General features: G+C 37.3%; 21 protein-coding genes. 4 read left to right on the top strand and 17 right to left on the bottom strand.

The annotated features are described in order from the left end of the window. Positions 1–376: 376 nt before the first annotated feature. Entirely contained in the window at positions 377–1,705 is a 1,329-nt protein-coding gene (gene rpoN, locus J2Z82_RS00085; protein WP_209478767.1) for an RNA polymerase factor sigma-54, read from the top strand. 617 nt (positions 1,706–2,322) lie between these two features. On the opposite strand, the gene J2Z82_RS19495 is transcribed toward rpoN, so the two are convergent. The 10 genes from J2Z82_RS19495 to J2Z82_RS00130 all read right to left on the bottom strand — a co-directional run bounded on the left by J2Z82_RS19495 (position 2,323) and on the right by J2Z82_RS00130 (position 10,931). Continuing rightward, the gene (locus tag J2Z82_RS19495; RefSeq protein ID WP_280922953.1) at positions 2,323–2,451 is read right to left on the bottom strand and encodes a VOC family protein; all 129 of its coding nucleotides are present in this window, start codon (positions 2,449–2,451) and stop codon (positions 2,323–2,325) included. A 228-nt stretch (positions 2,452–2,679) separates the two neighbouring features. Then, positions 2,680–4,353 carry an ABC1 kinase family protein gene (locus J2Z82_RS00090; RefSeq protein ID WP_209478768.1) on the bottom strand — a complete coding sequence of 558 codons (1,674 nt, stop codon included), beginning with the start codon at positions 4,351–4,353 and terminating at the stop codon, positions 2,680–2,682. Between the two features lie 199 nt (positions 4,354–4,552). After that, positions 4,553–5,095, bottom strand: coding sequence for a GNAT family N-acetyltransferase (locus tag J2Z82_RS00095; RefSeq protein ID WP_209478769.1), 543 nt, complete (start codon positions 5,093–5,095; stop codon positions 4,553–4,555). Between the two features lie 142 nt (positions 5,096–5,237). Further along, a complete protein-coding gene (locus tag J2Z82_RS00100) occupies positions 5,238–5,588 on the bottom strand; it encodes a DUF2200 domain-containing protein (protein WP_209478770.1) in 351 nt (116 codons plus the stop codon). Positions 5,589–5,837: 249 nt separating this feature from the next. Beyond that, positions 5,838–6,701 (bottom strand): RNA polymerase sigma factor SigJ, encoded by an 864-nt coding sequence (gene sigJ / locus J2Z82_RS00105; RefSeq protein ID WP_209478771.1) that lies wholly within the window; start codon positions 6,699–6,701, stop codon positions 5,838–5,840. A 56-nt stretch (positions 6,702–6,757) separates the two neighbouring features. Continuing rightward, the gene (locus J2Z82_RS00110; protein ID WP_209478772.1) at positions 6,758–7,948 is read right to left on the bottom strand and encodes an NAD(P)/FAD-dependent oxidoreductase; all 1,191 of its coding nucleotides are present in this window, start codon (positions 7,946–7,948) and stop codon (positions 6,758–6,760) included. Positions 7,949–8,144: 196 nt separating this feature from the next. Further along, entirely contained in the window at positions 8,145–8,654 is a 510-nt protein-coding gene (locus J2Z82_RS00115) for a YfiT family bacillithiol transferase (protein ID WP_209478773.1), read from the bottom strand. A 77-nt stretch (positions 8,655–8,731) separates the two neighbouring features. Then, entirely contained in the window at positions 8,732–9,268 is a 537-nt protein-coding gene (locus J2Z82_RS00120) for a DUF1572 domain-containing protein (protein WP_209478774.1), read from the bottom strand. A gap of 203 nt (positions 9,269–9,471) precedes the next feature. Beyond that, entirely contained in the window at positions 9,472–10,215 is a 744-nt protein-coding gene (locus J2Z82_RS00125; protein WP_209478775.1) for a DUF899 domain-containing protein, read from the bottom strand. A 218-nt stretch (positions 10,216–10,433) separates the two neighbouring features. Next, on the bottom strand, positions 10,434–10,931 hold the full coding sequence (locus J2Z82_RS00130) for an SRPBCC domain-containing protein (protein ID WP_209478776.1): 498 nt from the start codon (positions 10,929–10,931) through the stop codon (positions 10,434–10,436). Positions 10,932–11,308: 377 nt separating this feature from the next. On the opposite strand from J2Z82_RS00130, the gene J2Z82_RS00135 reads away from it, so the two are divergent. Then, complete coding sequence (locus J2Z82_RS00135) at positions 11,309–11,962, top strand: pyridoxine/pyridoxamine 5'-phosphate oxidase (RefSeq protein ID WP_209478777.1); 654 nt, start codon at positions 11,309–11,311, stop codon at positions 11,960–11,962. Between the two features lie 117 nt (positions 11,963–12,079). Here the strand turns inward: J2Z82_RS00135 and J2Z82_RS00140 are convergent, their stop codons facing one another. The 4 genes from J2Z82_RS00140 to J2Z82_RS00155 form a co-directional block, all read right to left on the bottom strand. After that, entirely contained in the window at positions 12,080–12,709 is a 630-nt protein-coding gene (locus J2Z82_RS00140; protein WP_209478778.1) for a class D sortase, read from the bottom strand. Positions 12,710–12,792: 83 nt separating this feature from the next. After that, positions 12,793–14,388, bottom strand: a complete 1,596-nt coding sequence (locus tag J2Z82_RS00145; protein WP_209478779.1) for a fibronectin type III domain-containing protein — start codon at positions 14,386–14,388, stop codon at positions 12,793–12,795. Positions 14,389–14,856: 468 nt separating this feature from the next. Next, entirely contained in the window at positions 14,857–15,195 is a 339-nt protein-coding gene (locus J2Z82_RS00150) for a DUF1048 domain-containing protein (RefSeq protein ID WP_209478780.1), read from the bottom strand. Position 15,196: 1 nt separating this feature from the next. After that, entirely contained in the window at positions 15,197–15,535 is a 339-nt protein-coding gene (locus tag J2Z82_RS00155) for a PadR family transcriptional regulator (protein WP_209478781.1), read from the bottom strand. A 1,113-nt stretch (positions 15,536–16,648) separates the two neighbouring features. On the opposite strand from J2Z82_RS00155, the gene J2Z82_RS00160 reads away from it, so the two are divergent. Continuing rightward, a complete protein-coding gene (locus J2Z82_RS00160; RefSeq protein ID WP_209478782.1) occupies positions 16,649–17,155 on the top strand; it encodes a hypothetical protein in 507 nt (168 codons plus the stop codon). 252 nt (positions 17,156–17,407) lie between these two features. Here J2Z82_RS00160 and J2Z82_RS00165 read toward each other — a convergent pair whose 3' ends face one another. From J2Z82_RS00165 to J2Z82_RS00175, 3 genes are all read right to left on the bottom strand, one after another. Then, positions 17,408–17,812: a hypothetical protein gene (locus J2Z82_RS00165; RefSeq protein WP_209478783.1), complete on the bottom strand. Its 405-nt coding sequence runs from the start codon at positions 17,810–17,812 to the stop codon at positions 17,408–17,410. Positions 17,813–18,019: 207 nt separating this feature from the next. After that, the gene (locus J2Z82_RS00170) at positions 18,020–18,499 is read right to left on the bottom strand and encodes a GNAT family N-acetyltransferase (protein ID WP_209478784.1); all 480 of its coding nucleotides are present in this window, start codon (positions 18,497–18,499) and stop codon (positions 18,020–18,022) included. Positions 18,500–18,682: 183 nt separating this feature from the next. Beyond that, positions 18,683–19,156, bottom strand: coding sequence for a GNAT family N-acetyltransferase (locus J2Z82_RS00175; RefSeq protein ID WP_209478785.1), 474 nt, complete (start codon positions 19,154–19,156; stop codon positions 18,683–18,685). A gap of 427 nt (positions 19,157–19,583) precedes the next feature. On the opposite strand from J2Z82_RS00175, the gene J2Z82_RS00180 reads away from it, so the two are divergent. Then, positions 19,584–20,678 carry a hypothetical protein gene (locus tag J2Z82_RS00180; protein WP_245250974.1) on the top strand — a complete coding sequence of 365 codons (1,095 nt, stop codon included), beginning with the start codon at positions 19,584–19,586 and terminating at the stop codon, positions 20,676–20,678.

A 20,678-nucleotide genomic window follows, 5' to 3' on the forward strand; every position in this document is an offset into this window, starting at 1 on the left:
AAATGCAAGTCTTATGCCAAAAATAATTGTTTAGTATAAAGGGGTTAAAACGATAACGTTTCATTAATCGTTTCAAACTGTGTTTCACGTTTCAAATCAGAATTAATTTTGAAAAATCTGTGTTATGTATCGGGTCGTGCCATTCATAAAGATATAACCAAAGTTTGTAAAATTTTAGGTCTATCTAGGAAAAAATTTGAATTACAAATTAAGGAAAGACGATATTCTATCCCAACAAAAAATACTCATTATCTATGTATTTTTCCATATAATTTTTTATTCGAACATCAGTACTTTATGGTATAGTGGTAAAAAAACATTCATAAAATTTAGACTAATTAGCTATAGGTTAGTATAGATTCAAGGAGGGAAAACGATGGAACTTGGAATACACCAAAAACAAACCATGAATTTGACGATGACCACAGAGCTAAGGCAAGCAATTGCCTTGTTACAATATTCCACAATTGAGTTATCTCAATTTATCCAGGAGCAAGCGCTTGAGAACCCCTTAATCGAAATAGAAGAAAAGTCATTAGAGATACGATTTGAAGATAAATATCAATCAACATACAACGAACCGAACTCCAATTATGACGGGGGTGAATCTATTAATCCACTAGATTTCATGGCAATTGGGGACCATGGGCAATGGGGGAACTTGTTGGAGCAAACGCAATGGCTACAAGTTAGTGATAAAGAGCAAATTATTCTACGTTACTTAATACTAAATTTAGATGATAATGGATATTTACCCATAACTACCTCAGAAGTTGCAGATCAGCTAGCAGTAAATGAAGACTTGGTTAAACATAGCATCCGTATCCTTCAAAAATTGGAACCAATAGGTGTAGGGGCAAGGGATTTGAAGGAATGTCTACTATTACAAACTCAGGAGTTTTATCCAGATGACTCCTTAGTCACCTATGTAATCAGAGAATACCTTGAATTACTTGCAGATAAAAAATGGCATGAAATTTCACGTAAGTTGAATATATCTTTAACAGAAGTAAAAAGAATTTTCGATTGCATTCAAACTCTTAACCCAAAGCCCTGTGCTGAAATTTCCAATAACTCTACACGTTACTTATATCCAGACATAACAATCGAAAAATCATATGGAGCATATAGCATTTCTATAAATAATAGCTATTTACCAAAAATCCAATTAAACCAACAATACATGCATTTTTTAAACAAAAAAAATGAAACATCAAAATATATTAAAGAAAATTATCAAAAATACATGTGGTTAGTTAGAAGTATTGAACAGCGCCAGAACACAATTTTAAAAATTACTCAAGTAATTATAGAGAAACAGCAGGATTTTTTAGATAATGGCTTTGCTTCCTTACAACCGTTGACATTAAAAGAAGTTGCAGAGGAAATAGATATGCACGAATCCACTGTCAGTCGTGCTATAAATAATAAAATTATCCGAACACCAAATGGAGCCCATGAAATGGGGAAATTATTCACCTCAAAAATCGGGCAAAGCAATGGTGGTAACTCTTCTTCCACAAAAGTTAAATTATTACTAAAACAGTTAATAAATGAGGAGGATAAGTACAAGCCGCATTCTGATCAAAAAATTGCAGATCATTTTAAAAAAAATAATGGAATAATGATTTCACGGAGGACTGTTGCAAAGTATAGAGAAGAACTAAATATTTTACCTTCTTCAAAGAGAAAGAAAATTGTTTGAACAGTAACTTTTCTAAAAACGGAAGCCACGGCAGACATCACTTTTTTGACCATTTTAAGTATACACACATCAAATGCCACTTAACAATGTATCAACCGATGTTCTGTCCCAATTTCACCAAAGTTTATTGTATAAAACCAAAGCGTCAGTTGTTGCAAAAGTAACAAAAGTGAAATAAAAATCTTTTTATATTAGGACTTGTTTCAATAATTAGGAATCATTTATAGCTTAGTCGTTAACATACTAGTATATAAAAATAGTTATCAAATTAATCATTTCTGGTATTGTAACAACACCAACGATTGAATTTGCAATAGCCTGATTCCCACAGTGGTGAGCAAAAACTAGGCAAAAAGATAATAAGAAATCCTCTGAATACTATTCTCATACAATATTTAGACTAGTCATAATTGCGGAAAACAGAAGTTTAACTTAGCTTATCGCGCGGGCCACCTTAAAAAGGTGGCTGTAACTATATTATTTGCTATCTCTTAAATTTTAACCCATCAACTTCTTCAATGAATTTTTTTGAATTATAGTTAGAGTAATATATTGATTAGTTTCCCAAACGGACCTCTAACGTAGTTTCGCTCCCCCCCATGGTTCTTTGGCTGGACCTACTCAATTAGTATACCTGCTTCTTTTACGCGAGCCAGTGCACTATCAAGATCATCAACTTCAATTGATAAATCGTGTACCGATGTCCCCGTGCCACCTTCTGAAAGGAAACTAATTTGAGTGTCCATTTTCTCATAAGAAACATAGGGAGAAACATAGGGACAGGTTCCTCGTCCCACTTTTTCACTAAACTAAACAAATTCTATTGCTACAAAAAAGGTGACCATCAATACAGCAAGAATCAGAAAAACGACAAGTGTCTGCTTCATTGTTGACCTCCTCTAATACAGTTTTTCGAAAGGACATTTGTTAATATGTGTTACCCATTTTTCGCTCTATTCAATCTTAGAACCTCTTCACATCCGTCCCGACCGGATAATTGTTATCACCATCAGTACAAACATGAGGGCTGCGATTACTGCACCGATTTCAATGATTGGCAGGTTCCAGATGATGGTGTCCTGTCCGACAATTGCTAAACCGACAATCAGGCTGCCCATTAGAATACTGAAGGCAAGCATCAGAACACTGAAGGAAAGCCGGTTACTTATCTTGTCCACCCTGCGCATGATTTGATCGCCGCGTTTCACATTAATATCCAGCCCAATCTTGCCTTTCTTGATTACGTCCATTACTTCCTTCAAATCACTTGGCAATTCGGAAATAATACCGATGTCTTCACCAATCTCTTCCAGTGAATTTCGGATAATTTCCTTTGGACGGTACCGCTGCCACATCAGTTTTTGTGCAAAAGGTTCCGCTGCCCGCATAAGGCTAAATTCCGGATCGAGTCGTTGCAGAACTCCCTCAAGCGTCAGGATTACCTTGCTGACCAGCGCCAGTTCTGTTGGTATTTTTATGTAGTTGTGATACGACACATTTAATATTTCCAGGATAACCCTGCCGAGGCTGAGCTCTTTCATTTTGATGTTTTCATAGCGGACATGCAGGTCGTCCAAGTCACGCCGCAATGCTTCAATATCTGTCTCTTCACCGATAATATCCATCTTGGAAAAGGTTTTTATCATCGATTTTGTGTTGCCCTGGTGAAGGTTCACGAGAATCGAAGCAAAGTATTGTCGCATCTTCTTATTGATCATTCCGGTTTCCCCAAAATCAAAAAATGCAATCGAGTTCTTCGGCAATACATATATATTTCCAGCGTGTGGATCGGCATGAAAAAAACCATTCTCGAACAGCTGCCGTAGCATTGTATCTGCAAGGCGCCGGGCAATTTTAACCCGATCATATCCATTGGCATCCAGTTCCTCAACTTTGGAAATTTTGATACCTGCAATTTTTTCCATCGTCAATACCCGTTTGGTCGAAAAATCCCAATAAACGTTCGGGACTTTAATAAACGCATCATCCTCAAACTGCTTGGAAATCCGTCCTGCACCAATGCCTTCCATTAAGTAATCCAACTCATTCTTCAGTGAGGTGGAAAGTTCATCAATAATGTCACAGAGCCGGTATCGCTTTGCCCAGGCAGTGCGTTCCTCCAGTATCCTCCCAAATCCCTGCAAAATTTCCAAATCCGTTTCGATCTTGGACTTCAGCCCCGGTCGCTGTACCTTAATAACGACATCCTCGCCACTAAAGAGCTTAGCCGTATGTACCTGTCCGATTGACGCTGTCGCAAGCGGGTCGGAATCCACGCTTGCAAACAGATTGCCGAGCTCATCCTCAAGCTCTGATTCTATTGTAGAACGCACATGTTCGAATGGAATAACCCGTGCATGATCCTGAAGCTTTTCCAATTCTTCTATTATTTCCTGTGGCAACGCATCATGGCGGGTACTGGCAATCTGACCGAGCTTAATAAATGATGGCCCCAGATCCTGCAGTGCATGCCGCAGCCTTTTCCCAACATTTTTCATGTTTCGATCTATCTCATCAGCACCCTGCCCTGCTGCAAGTCCTCGATCTGCCAGGCCAACCCGGAACAGGAAATGGCTGAATCCATTTTTCATAAGTACATTTATAATTTCACGATAGCGCTTTGTATGTCTAAATCGTTGCCCGAGCAATTTAATCAGCTCCTGTTTCATCTAATTTTGCATTAGTTATATCTTCCTCTTTTACGATACAGCTAAACGGCATCACACACAACAATTCTGCCATGCCTACCAGCTATCCTATGAAAAAATTACGACTGAATCATGTCAGGTGCTGAATCAGGATGTTCGCTAAATTAGATGGAGTGGAACTTTGGTAAGGGATTCGGAACTAAAACGCATGGGCGGTAATATAATTTCTTTTCAAAAGACCCATGAATATAACATTATGCCAAGAGCCATCCCGATAAAATTGTTCTATTAATTCTCCTTCTTCATAAAATCCTAGTTTTTGATACAATTTAATTGCCCCTTCATTGAAGGAAAATACTCGTAAATACACTTTGTGCAGATTCAACTCGTTAAATGCAAAATCCAATAGCAGACGAAAAGATTCCTGTCCAAAACCTTTACCCCAGTAACTTTTATCCCCTAGGCTTATATTACATTCAGCATTACGGTTTCCATAATCAATATTAATAAGCGACGTGACGCCAATTGGATTATTAGCTTCAAGTTCCTCAATTATGTAGATTTTGGAATTATTAGATTCAGTTATGCTTTTAACGTAATTTTCAGTGTCAGCATACGTAAAAACATCCAAAGATGAGTCTGTGAAATGCATAATCTCTATATCGTTTCTCCACCTATGGTAAGTAGAAACATCTTCACTGGACATTTTTCTTAGCCGAACTCTTTCTCCACTAAAAAGCATTTGAAGCTCCCCTTTTCTGCTTGTTATTCAAATCTCGTTCCTTTTATAAGAAACCTGTTCCAACATTGTACCCTTCACATCCAACTTGCAAAAAAACACTGTTCCTTTTATATTTTAAAAAAAGAGCGTTCCTACATTTTAATTATTTCCGTAAAATTTTCTCCATCGCTTTTCCCTTCGCTAATTCATCGACCAGCTTATCCAGATAGCGAATTTCCTGCATTGTTGATTCTTCGATGTCTTCCACTCGGACACCGCAAATCACACCTTTGATCAATGTTCGTAAAGAATTCAGTTGAGGGGCTTCCGCAAAGAAGGTCTCAAAATCTGTCTTTTTTTCCAGTTGCGCCTCTAACTCTTCCTGGCTATACCCTGTCAACCAACGGATAATCTCATCGACTTCCGCTTTCGTACGTCCTTTTTTCTCTGCCTTCGTAACATAATGGGGATAGACACTTGCAAAACTCATTGTATAAATCTTATGTTTGGCCATGATACACTCTCCCGTTCTTGTATTATCGATTAGCTGTCTCCAATTATATCAAAGTTGATTTCTCATGGATTGCTTAATTTTTAAAAATTTTATGTAAAAAGTCATTTATGCACATTTCAATGAGATGTGCAATATTTAGTCAGGAAAGTACAGAAGTCATTAGTGAGAAAAATTTTTATACTTGCAGCTTGATTGGGTAGAAGTAAACATCTTTCCAACAGTATTTTCTAGAGACTGTAATCGACTACCCTAAACCCGAGTAAGCTTATCCGGGTTCCGTACGACATAGATTCTTGCGAACTTTCCTTGCCGGAGTTGTACACATATAGCGGCTACTGTTTCTTCACCAGAACGGAGTACTATACTGGTCTCACCATTCAAAGAAGTAGTTTCATAGTGAAGACTTTCCTGATAAAAGGGAGCCATCCCTTCAAGCGCAGCAGCCAGGAATCGAGCTACGAGATCACGCTTTTGTACTGGGTGTCTGAATGCTTTTACTTTTCCTCCTCCGTCAGTGACGAGCATGACGTCTTCAGTCAGCAGAGACAGTAGATGATCCACGTCACCTTGTTCAAGGGAAGTGAGGAACCGGTTGAGCCATTCCAATTCTATCGCTTCGGTCGCGACTTTCTCTTCCTCTGATATTCCCATCTTGTTTCTCGCCCGGCTCATCAGCTTGCGGCAGTTCGCCTCTCTCTTGCCGAGCAGTTCGGCTATTTCGGGATAATCGAATCCCAGCGCCTCACGCAAGACGAAAACTACCCGTTCTGTAGGTGTCAGCCTCTCCAACAGTACGAGCATGGCGTAAGAAAGCAAATCACGGCGGACAACCGTCATCTCAAGTGTATCTGATTCTTGCGTCCGAATCGGTTCGGGAAGCCACGGACCGACGTATGCTTCCCTCTTCTTTCGTGCCGACTTCTGCAGATTGAGACAGCGATTGGTCACCATTTTACACAAATAAGCTTTTGGCTCCTCTAAACGTTCGACATGTGCTTCGTACGCCTTAAAAAATACGTCCTGTACCGCATCCTCCGCGTCTGCAACAGACCCTGTCAGCTGATATGCCAGCGTAAACAGCAGCGCTTTATATTGATCGTATAGTTCTTCCATCTCACTGTCCCTCCTGTCTTGAGAGTTATAACTATTGCATCTTGGACACTTTATTTCTATCGAAGGTAACTGGCTTTATCCTCTACCAGCTTTTTGAGCTTCCCAGGAGTCTTTCCTGTCATCACCATATCAATTCCCCATTTGCGTATCCAAAACACACCTTTTTGACCCAGACCAATATTATAGACATCCATATTTGATTTCGATGCTTTATGGATCGGTGCAAGTTGACCCTCCAAATCGGCACTCACGATCTTTCCCAGTCGAATCCCTTGTATTCCAGCTTCAAAGCACGTCTTCTGTTCCGCCTTATCTGTTTTCGGATCGACGATTCTCGCACAGTCGCCAATGCTGTATACCCCCGGCGCCCCTTGTACACGATAACATTCATCTACCAGCACCTGACCATCAGGTGTAATTGGTAAGCCCATACCGCGCAGGGCTGGATTCGGTAACAGACCAATCATCCATATCAATAGACCAACTTTCAGTGAATCGCCATTATTTAGGGTCACCTCTCCTGTTTCCTCCCGTATCGCTTTACGATTGTAAAGTGCGGTCACTCCACATTTGTTGAGCTCCTGATCCAACTTCCGCCTAAATTTCTCCGACACTCCTGGGAGCAGTTGTTCCTGTGAATTCAGCAAATATACGGAAACGTTGGACGAATTCAGTCCTAGCGCAGCTGCTTCCTTCTGCATAGAGAGTGCTAGCTCTGCAGACGTCTCGATGCCACTGATACCCGCTCCAGCAACCGCGATTGTCATTAGTCGCTTTTGTTCTTCAGGATTCGTCTCGTCAGCAGCCTTTCGTAAATTGACATGCCAGCGCTCCCGGATGTCTGCCGCGGATTGTTGATCAGTCAAGGCAATCCCACCTTGGTCGGTATCTGGTCGCCGAACGGTGCTGCCAACAGCCACGACTAAAAGGTCATAATGAATTTGGGCATCATTTCCTTGCACATCCACATATTGAAACCACTTTTCTTCACTATCCACAGATGTAACTGTACCTTGCACAAATTCAAATTCACCTAAATTTAAATCATTCCAAGGAATCATAATTTCTTCCTCGACCGTAGTTGGCCGAAATAACCTCAATTTGCGCAGATGTCCGGGCTGCTTGTCGACCAGTACAAACCGAATCCGCCGTCCGTTTGCCATGTCCCGGGTTGTTTCCTGTATTTGTTTGAGTGCTTTAAGCCCTGCATAACCGCCTCCGATAATTATACATGTCAAGTCGTCCATTATTACTCAGCTCCTTTTTAAGTTTCATACATATAACAATGTAAGACCCTGATTTGTGACATCGGAAACGAGCAAACGTGATATTTTAAAATCTTTACTATTATCACGCCTTTAGTTGAATAAGACTTCTATAATTATTCCTTATTAAATAAATTGGCTTACCGAAGTTCGATAAGCCAATTCCATAAATAGTTTGCTATTTTGATAATGCGATTTTAATATGGGTTAAGTGGTGCTCTTCATGCCAAGCTAATTTTGCAACTTTTGCTGCAACTGTTATTTCACCGTTATTCGGGTGAGTAAAAACATGATCTAATTGGTCTTCCGTTAAACTGGATCCTAAAGATACGATGCGCTCATTTATACCTTCCAGCATTTTAATAGAACTTTCTACGGGTAGCTCTGTATCCGGTTGAATAGCCCACTTTTCTTGATCAAAAGCTGGTACTGTTGGATTCTCATCTGTTAAAGCTAGCTTCAAACGTTGATACATGTTCAACTGAGAGTCAGCAATATGATGAACAAGTTGACGAACTGTCCAGCTACCATCGCGATATGTTCTGCTTAGTTCCTCATCGCTTAATGAATCAACAGTTTCTGTTAATCGAATCGTGTAAGTTTCGATTTCCTTTAGCCATTCTTGAATATTTTCTAACGTTACCTTTTTGGGAACTTGTAATTCCCCAATTGGAAATCTTACATCCATGTTTAATCTCCTTTCCCTAATTATTATTACTAGAATACTTCATAATCCTATTCGTGAAAATAAGGGCTAACCCTTTTTTATTTCTGATTTCTTTTCAGCATTTGTTGTAAATATTCTTCTGATTTTCCTTTAGGGATACTGAGCGTTTCCCAATTCTCACCTTTTATTTGTTTCCCAATATAAACGATTTGCCCAATATGATAGGCATAGTGCGCCATTTGCCTTTCAATTGCCTCTAATGCCGTATGACTTTCACCACGAATGAACACACTTTTCAAGAGATCCTGACCCTCTAACCCATTTAATGTTTCAAAAACAGTATTCCAACCCTTTTCCCAAACTGTTATCAATTCCTGTTTTGACGATATATCATTCTCAAATTCCTGATCACGGTTCCTGTATGACTTTTCTCCATCCGATGTTAAAAAATCAGACCATCTGGACACCATATTACCACTTAAGTGTTTAGCTATAACAGCGACACTATTTGAAGCATCATTTAAATTCCAGTGAATATCGTCATTTGACAATTGACTTATTGTTCTATCCCCAAGATCTTTGACACTTTTAAACCGTTCTTGAACAACTTTTAAATACTCATTTCCGAGACCCATCGTTTACCCTCCCAGTCAGTATTCCGTCGTTCTGTTGCTCTATTAAACTAAAATCCAGATATAGTTTTCGCCACGAAAAAATGAATTGAAAATGTATGGTAAATCTTCTTCCTTAATGCCTTAACCGTTATCTTTCACTTTTAAAATAAGGTTTATTTGTTCCACTTGAATAAATACCTTGTTGCACTAAACCGAAAATACAACTATTTACGAGTGATGCTTCTTGAATGACAACATGAACCTGGAATTTCAGTGTAATCGTAAGCATCATGGAGACGCCACCATTCATATGGGGGAGATTGCGGCCAGCCTTGGGGCGAGTTTTCCCAAGTTTCTTGTCGGCCAAATGGTGTTAGGTCAAGGTAGTTAAAAGGACTTAAGAGTGTATCGAGACCTCGTAAATACGTAGAATACGTGTGGAAGACACGGTCTCCATCACGCAGAAAAACACTCAAGCCCTGGTGTTGAAGCTGTGCACCATCCTTTGATGTGGCCTCAAAATCGTAATTAAATTCGCTTTCAAAAGAAGAAAACCACGGTATCCCCCAACCCATACGTTCTTTAAAGTGTTCGATTTTGCTCAAAGGTGCCTGGGACACCAAAACTAAAGAAGTACCACGAGCATACAGATGAGAAAGGTGTCCCATACTATCAACAATCATGGAGCAACCCTCGCAACCCTCATCCCAAGTCGGATCAAACATAAAGTGATATACAATAAGCTGGCGACACTCCTTAAATAAATCAAGTAAACTTACTTCGCCATTTCGTCCTTCAAAAATATAATTTTTATCGATTTCAACCATAGGCATCCTGCGACGCTCAGCACTCAACTCATCCTGCTTACGAATAATCCCCTTCTCCTTTGTTAATAACTTCTGACGAGCCGCAAGCCATTCATCATGCGTGACAATCTTGGGAAGATTTACGCTAATATCCTCACTCATAAAATATACTCCTTTCTGATTGCATTCATATATTAATTCTTTTCGTTGCTTTAAAATCCTTTTTCTTAACAAAAATGCCCTTATATAAAATTTAGACGCAAGCACTTATTCCTGATTTGCCCCCGTTTGTGTAAGCCTGAAATTAAATCAATTATTTTCTCCACCTCAAAAAGAAAACCACCGCTAATTTAGTCGGTGATTTTCTTGCATGGTCCGGATTATTTTGATTCCTTTGATAAATAATCTTCTAATTGATTAAAGGTGCCTAAAAATCCTTCATGAACCATAACTTGTGATTCTCCAAAGGTTTTCAGTTCCTCTTCAGTTGCTGATGTAGCAGGAGCCACTATTGCTGTAAGGGTTGTTTTACCCCCATTTTCAGTGAACGTCAGTGTATTCAATGTTTCCAATGGCCAGTTTTCGTTAAAAGGTGCACGCACAATATTTCCTTCCTCATCAGAAAAATAACTGGTGTAAACGACTCTCTCTGGTGTAATCATTTCATTGTATATAAATTTAACCCACATTACATCGCCATCAGCAGGGTTCTGGCTGTAATGGAAGACACCTCCCGGACGAAAATCTGCTTTTGCAACATGAAACGTCCACTCTTTCGGCCCCCACCAGTTCTGTAAATGTTCTGATTCGGTAAATGACTTAAACACCAGTTCTCGTGAAGCATTGAAAGTATGGGTTATTTCAACTTGGTTTAACATTTTGGTCCCTCCATTAATTTTATTAGTTATCTTTCTTTTTGATTTCACTCTTTTGTAGTTACTGCAAATATCGATAATTAAACCATACCTCTTACTCCAGGATTGCGCCTGTTAACGCATTCATTTATAGATGGATTAAACTTATTACTTCCTTATGTTTTCTTAAGTCTATCACATACTATTGCTATGAATTTCTTCTCGATTGCTCAATAATCTGGACGTATTGCTGCAGATTAGGGTTCTTATTTTTGATTACATAAGAAACATTAGCAATACTGCTGCTATCCACCTTTAAAATAATGATAAAGTTGATTCAAGATAATAATTCTTTTATATTAAAAATAAGATGCTAGATTCATAATGAAAGGAGCAGGATTATGAAGCAAGCAAGGGATTTATTAAGCAATTTAAAGTCATTGGCCGGTCCGTTACCAGAATTTCATCCAAATGAGATAACGAACAACCCGTCAGATTTGTTTTTGCAATGGCTGAACACGGCCATTGAAGAAGGTGTTAACGAACCTCATGCAATGACACTATCAACTGTCGATGCGGAAGGAGCTCCCGACGCCAGAGTATTAATTTTGAAAGATGTAACCCGTGACAGGTGGTATTTTGCAACATCACTGGCAAGTCGAAAAGGAGAGCAGCTGCACGTAAACCAGAAAGTCGCCTTAACTTTTTATTGGTCTGAAATAGGCAGGCAGGTTCGAATACGTGGAGTCGCTTCCGAAATGACAAAAGAGAGAAACACGGAGGATTTTTTGAAGAGGTCGAGTGCAGCTCAGGCAATGGCACTAATCGGAAATCAGAGTAAAACATTGGATAAACGAGAAGATTTAGAGAGTGAACTGTTAAAAACGAAAGACTTGGTAAATCAAACCCCTAAAACAATAAGCCCCAACTGGAAGCTTTTTGCTGTCCTTGCTGATGAAATCGAATTCTGGCAAGGGGATCCGGAACGCAAGCATATGCGGGTGCAATATAAGCGTAACGGTGAGCAATGGAAGCATCGTTTGCTTTGGCCTTGAACAGCCTTAACAGAATACTATTACCAAAACGGCTTGCTTTTGAAGAACCATCTTCCGCCAAAATGGTATGCACGGATCTAATCTATTGTAAGAGAGGTTAAAGTTCTATAAATAACATTAACCTCTCTCACCAGATTGCTCTACAAAAACTGGTTCGGCATAAACTATATATCTCTTAGGAGCATTTCCTATATAGCTAAATGGATAACAAGTTGTTAACGTAAGTATTTCATTTGGTGCTGTCGAACGAATCACTGTACGATCATCTGCATCTACAATTTCCGTATATTTAATTTCATACTTATACTCTCCGTCAAGCATTTCAACAACTATATAATCGCCAATAACAAGATCACCTAAATTTTGAAACACTGTGTTTCGGTGACCTGACAGAACAATTTGATTATTTTGCATTGGGTAAGAAGAACCGATAAAATGCCCGACCCCTTGTTTAAGTTCTTCCTCCCCCGTACCTTCTATTATTGGAAGCTCCGCCTTTATGCTAGGTATGTGTAAAACACCAAAAATTTCTCCTTTTTCAAATTGATAGGATTTAGGAGTTGCCTTTTTAGTAATCACTTGTGCTGAGCTAGATACCACTTTCGATTTTGCAATTTCATGTGCTTTGTCCTGTGAAATTTTACTGTCTACCATTAGCCACGATCCGTATAGCAAGAAAATCCCACCTAAAGTAGATAGGATAGATACAATTACAATTATGCTGACCTTCTTTTTCTTTACTGACATAACATTTTCCAACTCCTGTTATGATATTTACATCTTTAACTGAACTAATCCCCTCCTAAAGGTAGGAGGGGAATTAAAAATTTTTAAGCTCTTCCTCTTTTTTTCTGATAAACGACCAAAGCAATAGCTAGAAGGCTGAATAACAATCCAAGCATTAGGAAGTTCATAGCATTTGATGCAGTATTTGGTAGTTTTTTCCCAGTTACACCACTATCATTAATAGTAGAGTCTTCGTTAGATGTAGTTTCTTCTACAGATTCTTCAAAGACAGTATATGTACTGAAATGATTAACTGTGGCGATTACATTTCCATCTTCGTAAGTTCCACCGATTTTTTCCCACTCATTAGTTTCTTCATTAAGGAAGTAAATTGCTAAATTATTCGTGTCCTTTACCAATTCTTGATCTACTGGGAAACGGAGTGTAATTGGTTGGTCAAATTGACTGACAAGTTTATTCCCCTGGGTAATACTAAAGTCAAATACAGCGCTAAGAGCACCATTAACAGCTTCCAATTTATCCAAGTTTATTTTTGTGACTTTTGAATTTTGTAATACGTTAGACGGTACGGAAAGTTCAACCTCACTATGATCAAGCTGGATGGTTGCTTTACGTTGTAACAATTCATCCATTTCTTCTGGACTAAATTGAATAGTTGAGTTCTCTATATTAAACATTTTTTCCAAGTTGACGGTTAATAATCCTTCGTTTGCAAGTAAATCAATTACATTCATTGGAAGTTTTGCCGTATTCTTCGTAATGTTTGGATCAACAGTAATATGATTTTTTAGAGAAACATCGTCTCCCTTAGATTTCTCTTTTTCATTATTACTTTCTGGTTCTGTTGTTGCTTCAACGGACTTAGATGCAGTTGAATCTTCCGAAAATACGCCTCCCCCAATTCTGATTTTGTATGTGGTTGAAGGTTCTAAATTATCCAGCGTAAATTGCTGTTCTCCGTCCACTTTAATTCTACAAGGGGAAACAGCGCCTATTGGAAAACATTCACTCCATTTTGAATCAAGGGATACGTACATATAAAGAATTCCGTCTGGAACGTTTGTGTTATTCGCAGTCCAACTTATCGTAATCGAATGATCTGTACTTTCCTTAATTTCAACATCTAAACGCCTTATATACTCCTCCGTTGTTCCCAAATATTCCTCACCGTAATCGTAATAATAAAAGGTATACCCTTTTTGTGCTTCTTGCTCTGCTTCACTTAACTGTTCAAATTTTGCTTTTTGATCTTTCGCATATGCAAGTGATATTGATTCTGTTTCTTCCAACCTATCCAAATAGTCGGGGGAAATTTCAATTGTTTTTACTTCCATATCGGTTCTAGGATTGGATTTAGGAAAGGACTTATGTAATAATTCATTCATTTTATTGGTTAAATCGAACTTCATATAAAATGCAAGCAATAATTTTTTGGCTGTCAAAACTTGGTCCTCGCTTGCCTTAATGGTGTCACTTAACTCCGGTTGAATAAAAATAGAATGAAAAACGACATTCCCATCTTTATCTTTGTATACTCGAAGTAGTGAATCATTTTGGTAATCTTCATCTACCAAGGTTAGTTTGTCATATGTCTTCAGTTCTTCTGCCTCCAAGCTATTCACCGGAAAAATGAAAAACACCACCAAAATAGCAAAGATTATTAATTTCAATTTTTTCATTACGTTTCCTCCTGCAATAATTATTCTAAATAAATTGGTAATTCAAGAATACTTTTCCTATCCTCTTATTATTTCGGCAAACTTTAATTTTTTTTAACAAGGAATAACTTTTTAGTCTTAACAAAATAAAAAAGACCCAAAAATATAATGTCTGACACATTATCGCCAGGCACTTATTTGGGTCTTGCTTCTTTAATAAAACTAAATCGTGCAACTATCTTACTGTTCAAGACAAGCCCTCGGTAGTGTAGACTTTATTCTTGTTTGGTTCTCTTTGTATTCATCATAATAGTTAGTATTATAATGACTGGAGTTATAAGTTCGACTTTTCCAATCATCGCCAACAGCAATAAAAACGTTATTGTATCTTTTTGGTCAGGCTAATAAACAACAACGGAGCAAACCCGAACGATTACTTCGGGTTTGCTCCATATCGATGCCAGGCCAAAATCCACTAAGATTTCGCTGTTATTCACGACCAATCGTATTGTTTAAATTCTCGCGATATTTGTCTTTCCAAGTTTTCGTGTCCTTCACTAATTCGTCACAAAAAGCGGCCACGTCCTCACCCGTGAGCTCAGTGACTTTCTTACCATCCGCTGCACCTTCCTCAAAGAGATCGAGAATGCCACCAAAGATTTGGCTGGATTCCTTCCAGTCGGTAAGGCCACCAGTGGTCCACATGTATTTTTGGATAGCTTTGTAAGCGTTAAAGTATTCACTTGGAAGTGTTTTCGCACGCGCCTCCATCTCTCTCCATTCCCGCTTGTCATCCAGACTTCCGATAATTTTTTCAATAAAACTCATTTTATCTACTCCTTTTGATTTCTTTCGTTTTAAGTTCGTTCATTTTGCTTGAAATGAAATCCCATTTTTCCCAAAACGTTTCAACTTGCTCTTGACCTGCTGCGTTGAGTTTGTAAAATTTTCTAGGTGGTCCCACAGTCGATTTCTTTTTCTCAATGTCCACCAGTTTGTTTTTCTCGAGCCTTATTGTAATCGTATAAACTGTGCCTTCAACAACATCAGTAAAGCCAAGTTCTCTCAGCTGTTGCGTGATTTCATATCCGTATGTTTCGCCACGGCTGATGATCTCAAGCACACACCCCTCGAGCAACCCTTTCATCATTTCTGTGTTATTATCCAAATTTATCCCTCATTTTTAATGTAATTTCACTATATTATCCAGTACTCTGTATCACAAGTATTAAGTATTACTTATTACTGGTATATAGTAATACAGAATAGCATCTCTTGTCAAGTATGAATATTTTCTTCATAGAGCTTTATCAAGTTTGGTAGTTCATAATTCAACCTGACTTTTAAAAGAGCTTTCTCCAAATCATCGTTACTTTAACTGCGATTTTTAATGGTTTTGTATAGGGTGGACTGAATAATCTTTGAAAATATTTTGGACTACTTTCATAACTTTGCTGCTTATCTGCCTTCAACTGTGATTACCTGATTATACCTGATACTGCCACAAGAATTACCACTAGTTACCACCCAAAGTCAAGGAACCAGTAAGATAGTATTTTTACTCTCTTTATTGTCAAAGAAAAGGGCAATTTTTCAGTGTTTTACTGAAAAAATTACCCTCTCGTTATTCAATTCAACAATAGCGCCTGATTGTTGAAAATTCTTTTATATTGCATAGTAGTTTTGTGCTCCGTAGCAAATGACTATGTTTTGTTAATTGTTCATCTTCGGCACAATCCACTTTAATTAAATAAAGAATATTTTAAACATAGAAAGATTAAACTATTTCTAAAAGCACATAAGTGGAGGAGCATCTATGGCATTTTCAATATTTTTTGCATTAACAGTAATAATAAATCTGACATATGTCGTATCCAAAAAGAATCTTCATCTATTTGAAATATTCTTCATTTGGATGGTAATTAACATTATTCATCATAATTTTATGACCATCTTCGTATTGAACATGGAGATGATCAATTTAAATAGCAGTTCAACTAGTTATTGGACAATGGCACTTATTAGGGTCTTCCTTATTCCTGTTCTTATTATTTGGTATATAGATAATACCCAGGGGGCTAATAACAGGAATAATTGGATTATACTGTTTATTTTAATACCCCTTTTAATAGGGATTGAATATCTAGCCAACCTTCTTAATGTATATGATTTTGAGAAATGGAATCTTTTTTATTCCATAATAGAGTGGGTTGTCATTTTACTTATTATAAACTTCCTCTCAACCATCTTTAGAAAAATACTTAGAAAAGAGATGAGCTAATTGTTACCATTGCCAGAACAGTTTAACGAAAATGAATGGTTTATAATCCTTACCACTGTTTGTGGTTTCATATTGATTTTGTTACTCCCAAAACGATATCCTCATGTAATTTCTATCTTAATGGTTTTGTTCACTGTAACTATTGCTATTATTATGGACCATCTAATAGCAACGCCACCCTTGGATTTATATGACCTTAATGACCTTGAGAAATATGAGGTAACAGACATAGTAACATATTTGATGTATTCTCCCTATGCATTACTATGTGTATATTTATTTGACAAGTTTGATCCAAAGGGTAAATATATTACTACATATGTCGTCTTTTGGTCTCTTTTTGCTCTAGGCTTTGAATGGTTAGCTGTGTTTTTTAATGTTTTTAAGTTTAGTGGATGGACTTTCCTTAATTCATTTGCCTTTTATCTACTTGCTACATCTATATACATACTTTTTTTCAGATTTATTATGGACTCGTTAAAAAGTAAAAAAGCAAAAGAGGTATGAAGTTACATTTTTGTATAGTAGGAAGATTAAAGAGGAATAACAAGTTTATAAAAATAGAGCAAAAATGGATTTTTACTCTATTTTTATATAATCGTTTTGCTACAAGTCAATTATAATGAAGACCTTTATTACACAGAATGAGTCTACTACGCAATAAAAGAGTTACTCCACAATCTAGCCCATTTCAGAAGGGTGCACAATTTGATAAGCGCGCCCGTTTGTTTAATTGTTTGTTACGACTTCTCCCATTCCTTATACACCTTTTTCCTGATACCAACGGATAATCCTCCATTTATAATCCGAACCCTTTTGCCAAACTTCAAGATTCAAGGCTCTAACCACTCTTTCACTTTCATCATCACTATATGTAATTTCATATGAAGCCGTTGCCTGATTTTCGTGTTGTGGTAAGATTTTTAATCCTGAAAAAATGAACTGTATTTTTTTACCTTTAAAGTGATTAGCGGCCTCTTCATTGCCTTCTTTTATATCCTTAATATTGAATTTTTCTACCTGTCCCACTGATGGCATGTAAAGACACCCCTGAAATTCATCAGAATATAGATCATTCATCTCCTCATATTTCCCATTCTCAAATTCCTGATGTAACTCCATTAACCTATATACCTCATTTGATACTTCTTGTTCCAGGACCATACTTTCCACTCCTAACGAATATTATCTATACATAATATTATTCGGCAATAACCCCCTAATTCCTTTTCCTTTTTTACGCAAAATAGATCCAATATATTATATCAGAATAAACAATACCTCCAAGACTTCTTAGAACAAATGGGTTACCGAAATAATAACCCATTCTTTCGTTAAGGCACCCGTTAGCGTAAGAAGCCAGATATCAAGTTATTCGGATGCCAATTTTTTGATCATCTTATAATTAATCAATGTAATGTTTCTACGTTCTACAGTTTGAGACCTAATATTTTGGTATCCCTGACGTTCAAAAAAGGGTCTTGCTGTAATACTTGCTTCCGTATCAATTTCCGAAATCCGTAGTTCTCTCGCTTCAGATTCAAGCATATTTACCAAAGTTGTAGCTATTCCTTGTCCTTGAAAGTCCTTATGAATGTAAAGTCTATCCAAGTGTCCATTATGACTCATGTCACTAAAACCGACAATTTTATCATTTATTTCAGCAACATATGTGATGTTATTACTTAAAGATTCCTTCCAATTTGTCAGTTTAACCTCAATTTCATCTTTAGGTGCCCATGCATTAAGTTGTTCTAGTGAATAATCCCGTGCGTTTATAGAGTGTACTGTTTCATAAAAAAGTGAAACAATCTTATTAATGTCAGCACCGTGATAGCCTCGAATTTTCATAATCCTTGTGTCCCTTCCAAAATAATAAATATCATTAGATGTCCTCCAAATACCCCCTGACGACTTCGATTTACTTATGATTAATCCTTTTTCTTATTCCTCAATATGGCCCGTTTGAGAAATTAGCCTTTTCTTTTAAAAAAAGCGCCCTATAAAGGAATAAACACTATAGTTTGAATTTCTTTAATTGAGGGTGAGAATAAACTCTTCAACATCCTTACCACGCGCGTTTGCATACCCGCTGTCTTCACCCGAAATCATGAACCCACATCTTTTTAAAACCTTTATGGATCCAGTATTGTCTTTTGCAGCACGAGCATAAAGTGGACGAATTGTAACCTGTTTTAGAAATTCCCGTAAAGCTTTGGTTGCAATTCCCTTACCCCAGTATTCCTTTCCAATCCAATAGGTTACTTCTGGTTCCCCAAACTGCTCGAAGTGTACTACATGGCCAACGACGGTGTTCTCAACAATGATTGTTTGCTTAATAATATTCTCATTCGTAAGTATTTTGTTCCAGTGTTCAGCGAAGCTATTCCAATCATTAGGGTTCTTACTTGTAAAGGCGGCCATTTGGTTTGCCTCACTATCCTGCTGATGCTTAAAAAAAATAGGAAGATCATCTTCAATCACATTTCGAAGCACTAAATTGCTCATTAAACTCCTCCTCTGTTCTTTACTTTATTTTAGCAAACATATGTTCCTGTCACAATATATTTTATCGTATAAAATTCCCTTGATATAGTCCTATCAATTTATTTCCTTGTTTAATTACATGACCCGTTTGCGGAAAACTGATCCTATTGAAAGCCAATCAAATTTGTAATAAAAATGATAACATTTTTATTACAAAAACTATGCCAAGCATGGTACTTGCTGAATATCCGCCTATGATAATGGGGGCTCTTTATGCTTTTATTTAGCAATCGATACTTTTCTATGGCCCAATTATAATTTTGAAATTCTTAGTAATGGATATAAAATTTTTATTTCTGTTGCTTGTCTGATGAAATTAAAAATAGGCAAACACACATTTTTCAGTTCCTTCATAAGCTATATAAAAAATAGCTTGGAGGAAAAAATTATGGGTAATGAACAACAGCAAAAACATGTTCCTCCCAATCGATCTAAATGGCATTTGTATGAGGTAATCGGTATTTTATTAGTTGTCATTTCACTAGCCCTTCTTTTATTAGCACCTAATTCCTTAGCAAATTTGTTTGATACAGTAATTAAAGAGGTCAAACCAGTTGTAGTTGATATTTTCTTAACCGGTGAGGTTGGAATTGCGATTATCGTGAGTGTTATTATGGGTCGCATGTTAGAACGGCTTGGTTTCACTGACGGCTTGATCCGCATTTTTGTCCCAATTATGAAGGTATTCAAAATTAACCCATCTGTCATCGTTCCAAGTGTTTATAATATATTAGGTGACATTAATGCAGCAGGAAAGATTGCTGGACCAATACTTGTCAAAGCAAATGCAACCAAGTCGGAACAAAAGATTGCTATAGCAACGATGGTTCAATCTCCCCAATCTTTTGCAACATTTGTTTTAGGTTTAATTGCTTTATCTGTATTTGGTATTAATGGATTTCCACTTATCATTTTATCTATTTTTATACCTATAATTATTGTTCCAGTTCTTTTATCCAGAACTATTTACCGTGATACTAAAAAAGTAACGTTAGATAATCTTCCACGATTCACTCCAAACACGAAATTTATGAATACCATATTTTCATCAGCAAAAGAAGGTGCTGAATTATTATTCTTAATTATCATACCAGCTGTCGCTGTTGTGTTTTTCTTTATCGGTGTATTAAAATTTATCGGTGTTTGGGATCCAATTGAATTAAGTTTAGCTTCAGTTCTTACAATCATAAGCATAGAACCTACCACAGGTATCATTTCAATATTAGCAGCACCTACGTTAGCCGTTGCACAACTCGCCGAATTAGCTACAACAATAGATCCACGTCTAATTGTTGGTTCCTTTGTATTAGCTAATTCAGGCTTGCCATTGTCCGTTATCTTTGGGCAAGTACCAGCTACTTGGGCAGAAACATCTGACTTACATGAACGTGAAGTGATAATGGCAGCTGTTATCGGGATAATTATTCGAGTGGCTACAGCATGTCTGCTAGGTTATTTCCTAACTCCTTTTCTGGTGGTGTAA

Source organism: Virgibacillus litoralis, assembly GCF_017873675.1.
GTDB classification, from domain to species: domain Bacteria; phylum Bacillota; class Bacilli; order Bacillales; family Amphibacillaceae; genus Lentibacillus; species Lentibacillus litoralis.

Coding starts and splice junctions, on each gene's coding strand:
- J2Z82_RS00165 (WP_209478783.1), bottom strand. CDS start 17,812: ATGGTCCTGGAACAAGAAGTATCAAATGAGGTATATAGGTTAATGGAG.
- J2Z82_RS00135 (WP_209478777.1), top strand. CDS start 11,309: ATGAAGCAAGCAAGGGATTTATTAAGCAATTTAAAGTCATTGGCCGGT.
- J2Z82_RS00115 (WP_209478773.1), bottom strand. CDS start 8,654: ATGGATGTAAGATTTCCAATTGGGGAATTACAAGTTCCCAAAAAGGTA.
- J2Z82_RS00175 (WP_209478785.1), bottom strand. CDS start 19,156: ATGAGCAATTTAGTGCTTCGAAATGTGATTGAAGATGATCTTCCTATT.
- J2Z82_RS00150 (WP_209478780.1), bottom strand. CDS start 15,195: ATGAGTTTTATTGAAAAAATTATCGGAAGTCTGGATGACAAGCGGGAA.
- J2Z82_RS19495 (WP_280922953.1), bottom strand. CDS start 2,451: ATGGACACTCAAATTAGTTTCCTTTCAGAAGGTGGCACGGGGACATCG.
- J2Z82_RS00140 (WP_209478778.1), bottom strand. CDS start 12,709: ATGTCAGTAAAGAAAAAGAAGGTCAGCATAATTGTAATTGTATCTATC.
- rpoN (WP_209478767.1), top strand. CDS start 377: ATGGAACTTGGAATACACCAAAAACAAACCATGAATTTGACGATGACC.
- sigJ (WP_209478771.1), bottom strand. CDS start 6,701: ATGGAAGAACTATACGATCAATATAAAGCGCTGCTGTTTACGCTGGCA.
- J2Z82_RS00110 (WP_209478772.1), bottom strand. CDS start 7,948: ATGGACGACTTGACATGTATAATTATCGGAGGCGGTTATGCAGGGCTT.
- J2Z82_RS00130 (WP_209478776.1), bottom strand. CDS start 10,931: ATGTTAAACCAAGTTGAAATAACCCATACTTTCAATGCTTCACGAGAA.
- J2Z82_RS00100 (WP_209478770.1), bottom strand. CDS start 5,588: ATGGCCAAACATAAGATTTATACAATGAGTTTTGCAAGTGTCTATCCC.
- J2Z82_RS00180 (WP_245250974.1), top strand. CDS start 19,584: ATGGGTAATGAACAACAGCAAAAACATGTTCCTCCCAATCGATCTAAA.
- J2Z82_RS00095 (WP_209478769.1), bottom strand. CDS start 5,095: ATGCTTTTTAGTGGAGAAAGAGTTCGGCTAAGAAAAATGTCCAGTGAA.
- J2Z82_RS00125 (WP_209478775.1), bottom strand. CDS start 10,215: ATGAGTGAGGATATTAGCGTAAATCTTCCCAAGATTGTCACGCATGAT.
- J2Z82_RS00120 (WP_209478774.1), bottom strand. CDS start 9,268: ATGGGTCTCGGAAATGAGTATTTAAAAGTTGTTCAAGAACGGTTTAAA.
- J2Z82_RS00170 (WP_209478784.1), bottom strand. CDS start 18,499: ATGAAAATTCGAGGCTATCACGGTGCTGACATTAATAAGATTGTTTCA.
- J2Z82_RS00145 (WP_209478779.1), bottom strand. CDS start 14,388: ATGAAAAAATTGAAATTAATAATCTTTGCTATTTTGGTGGTGTTTTTC.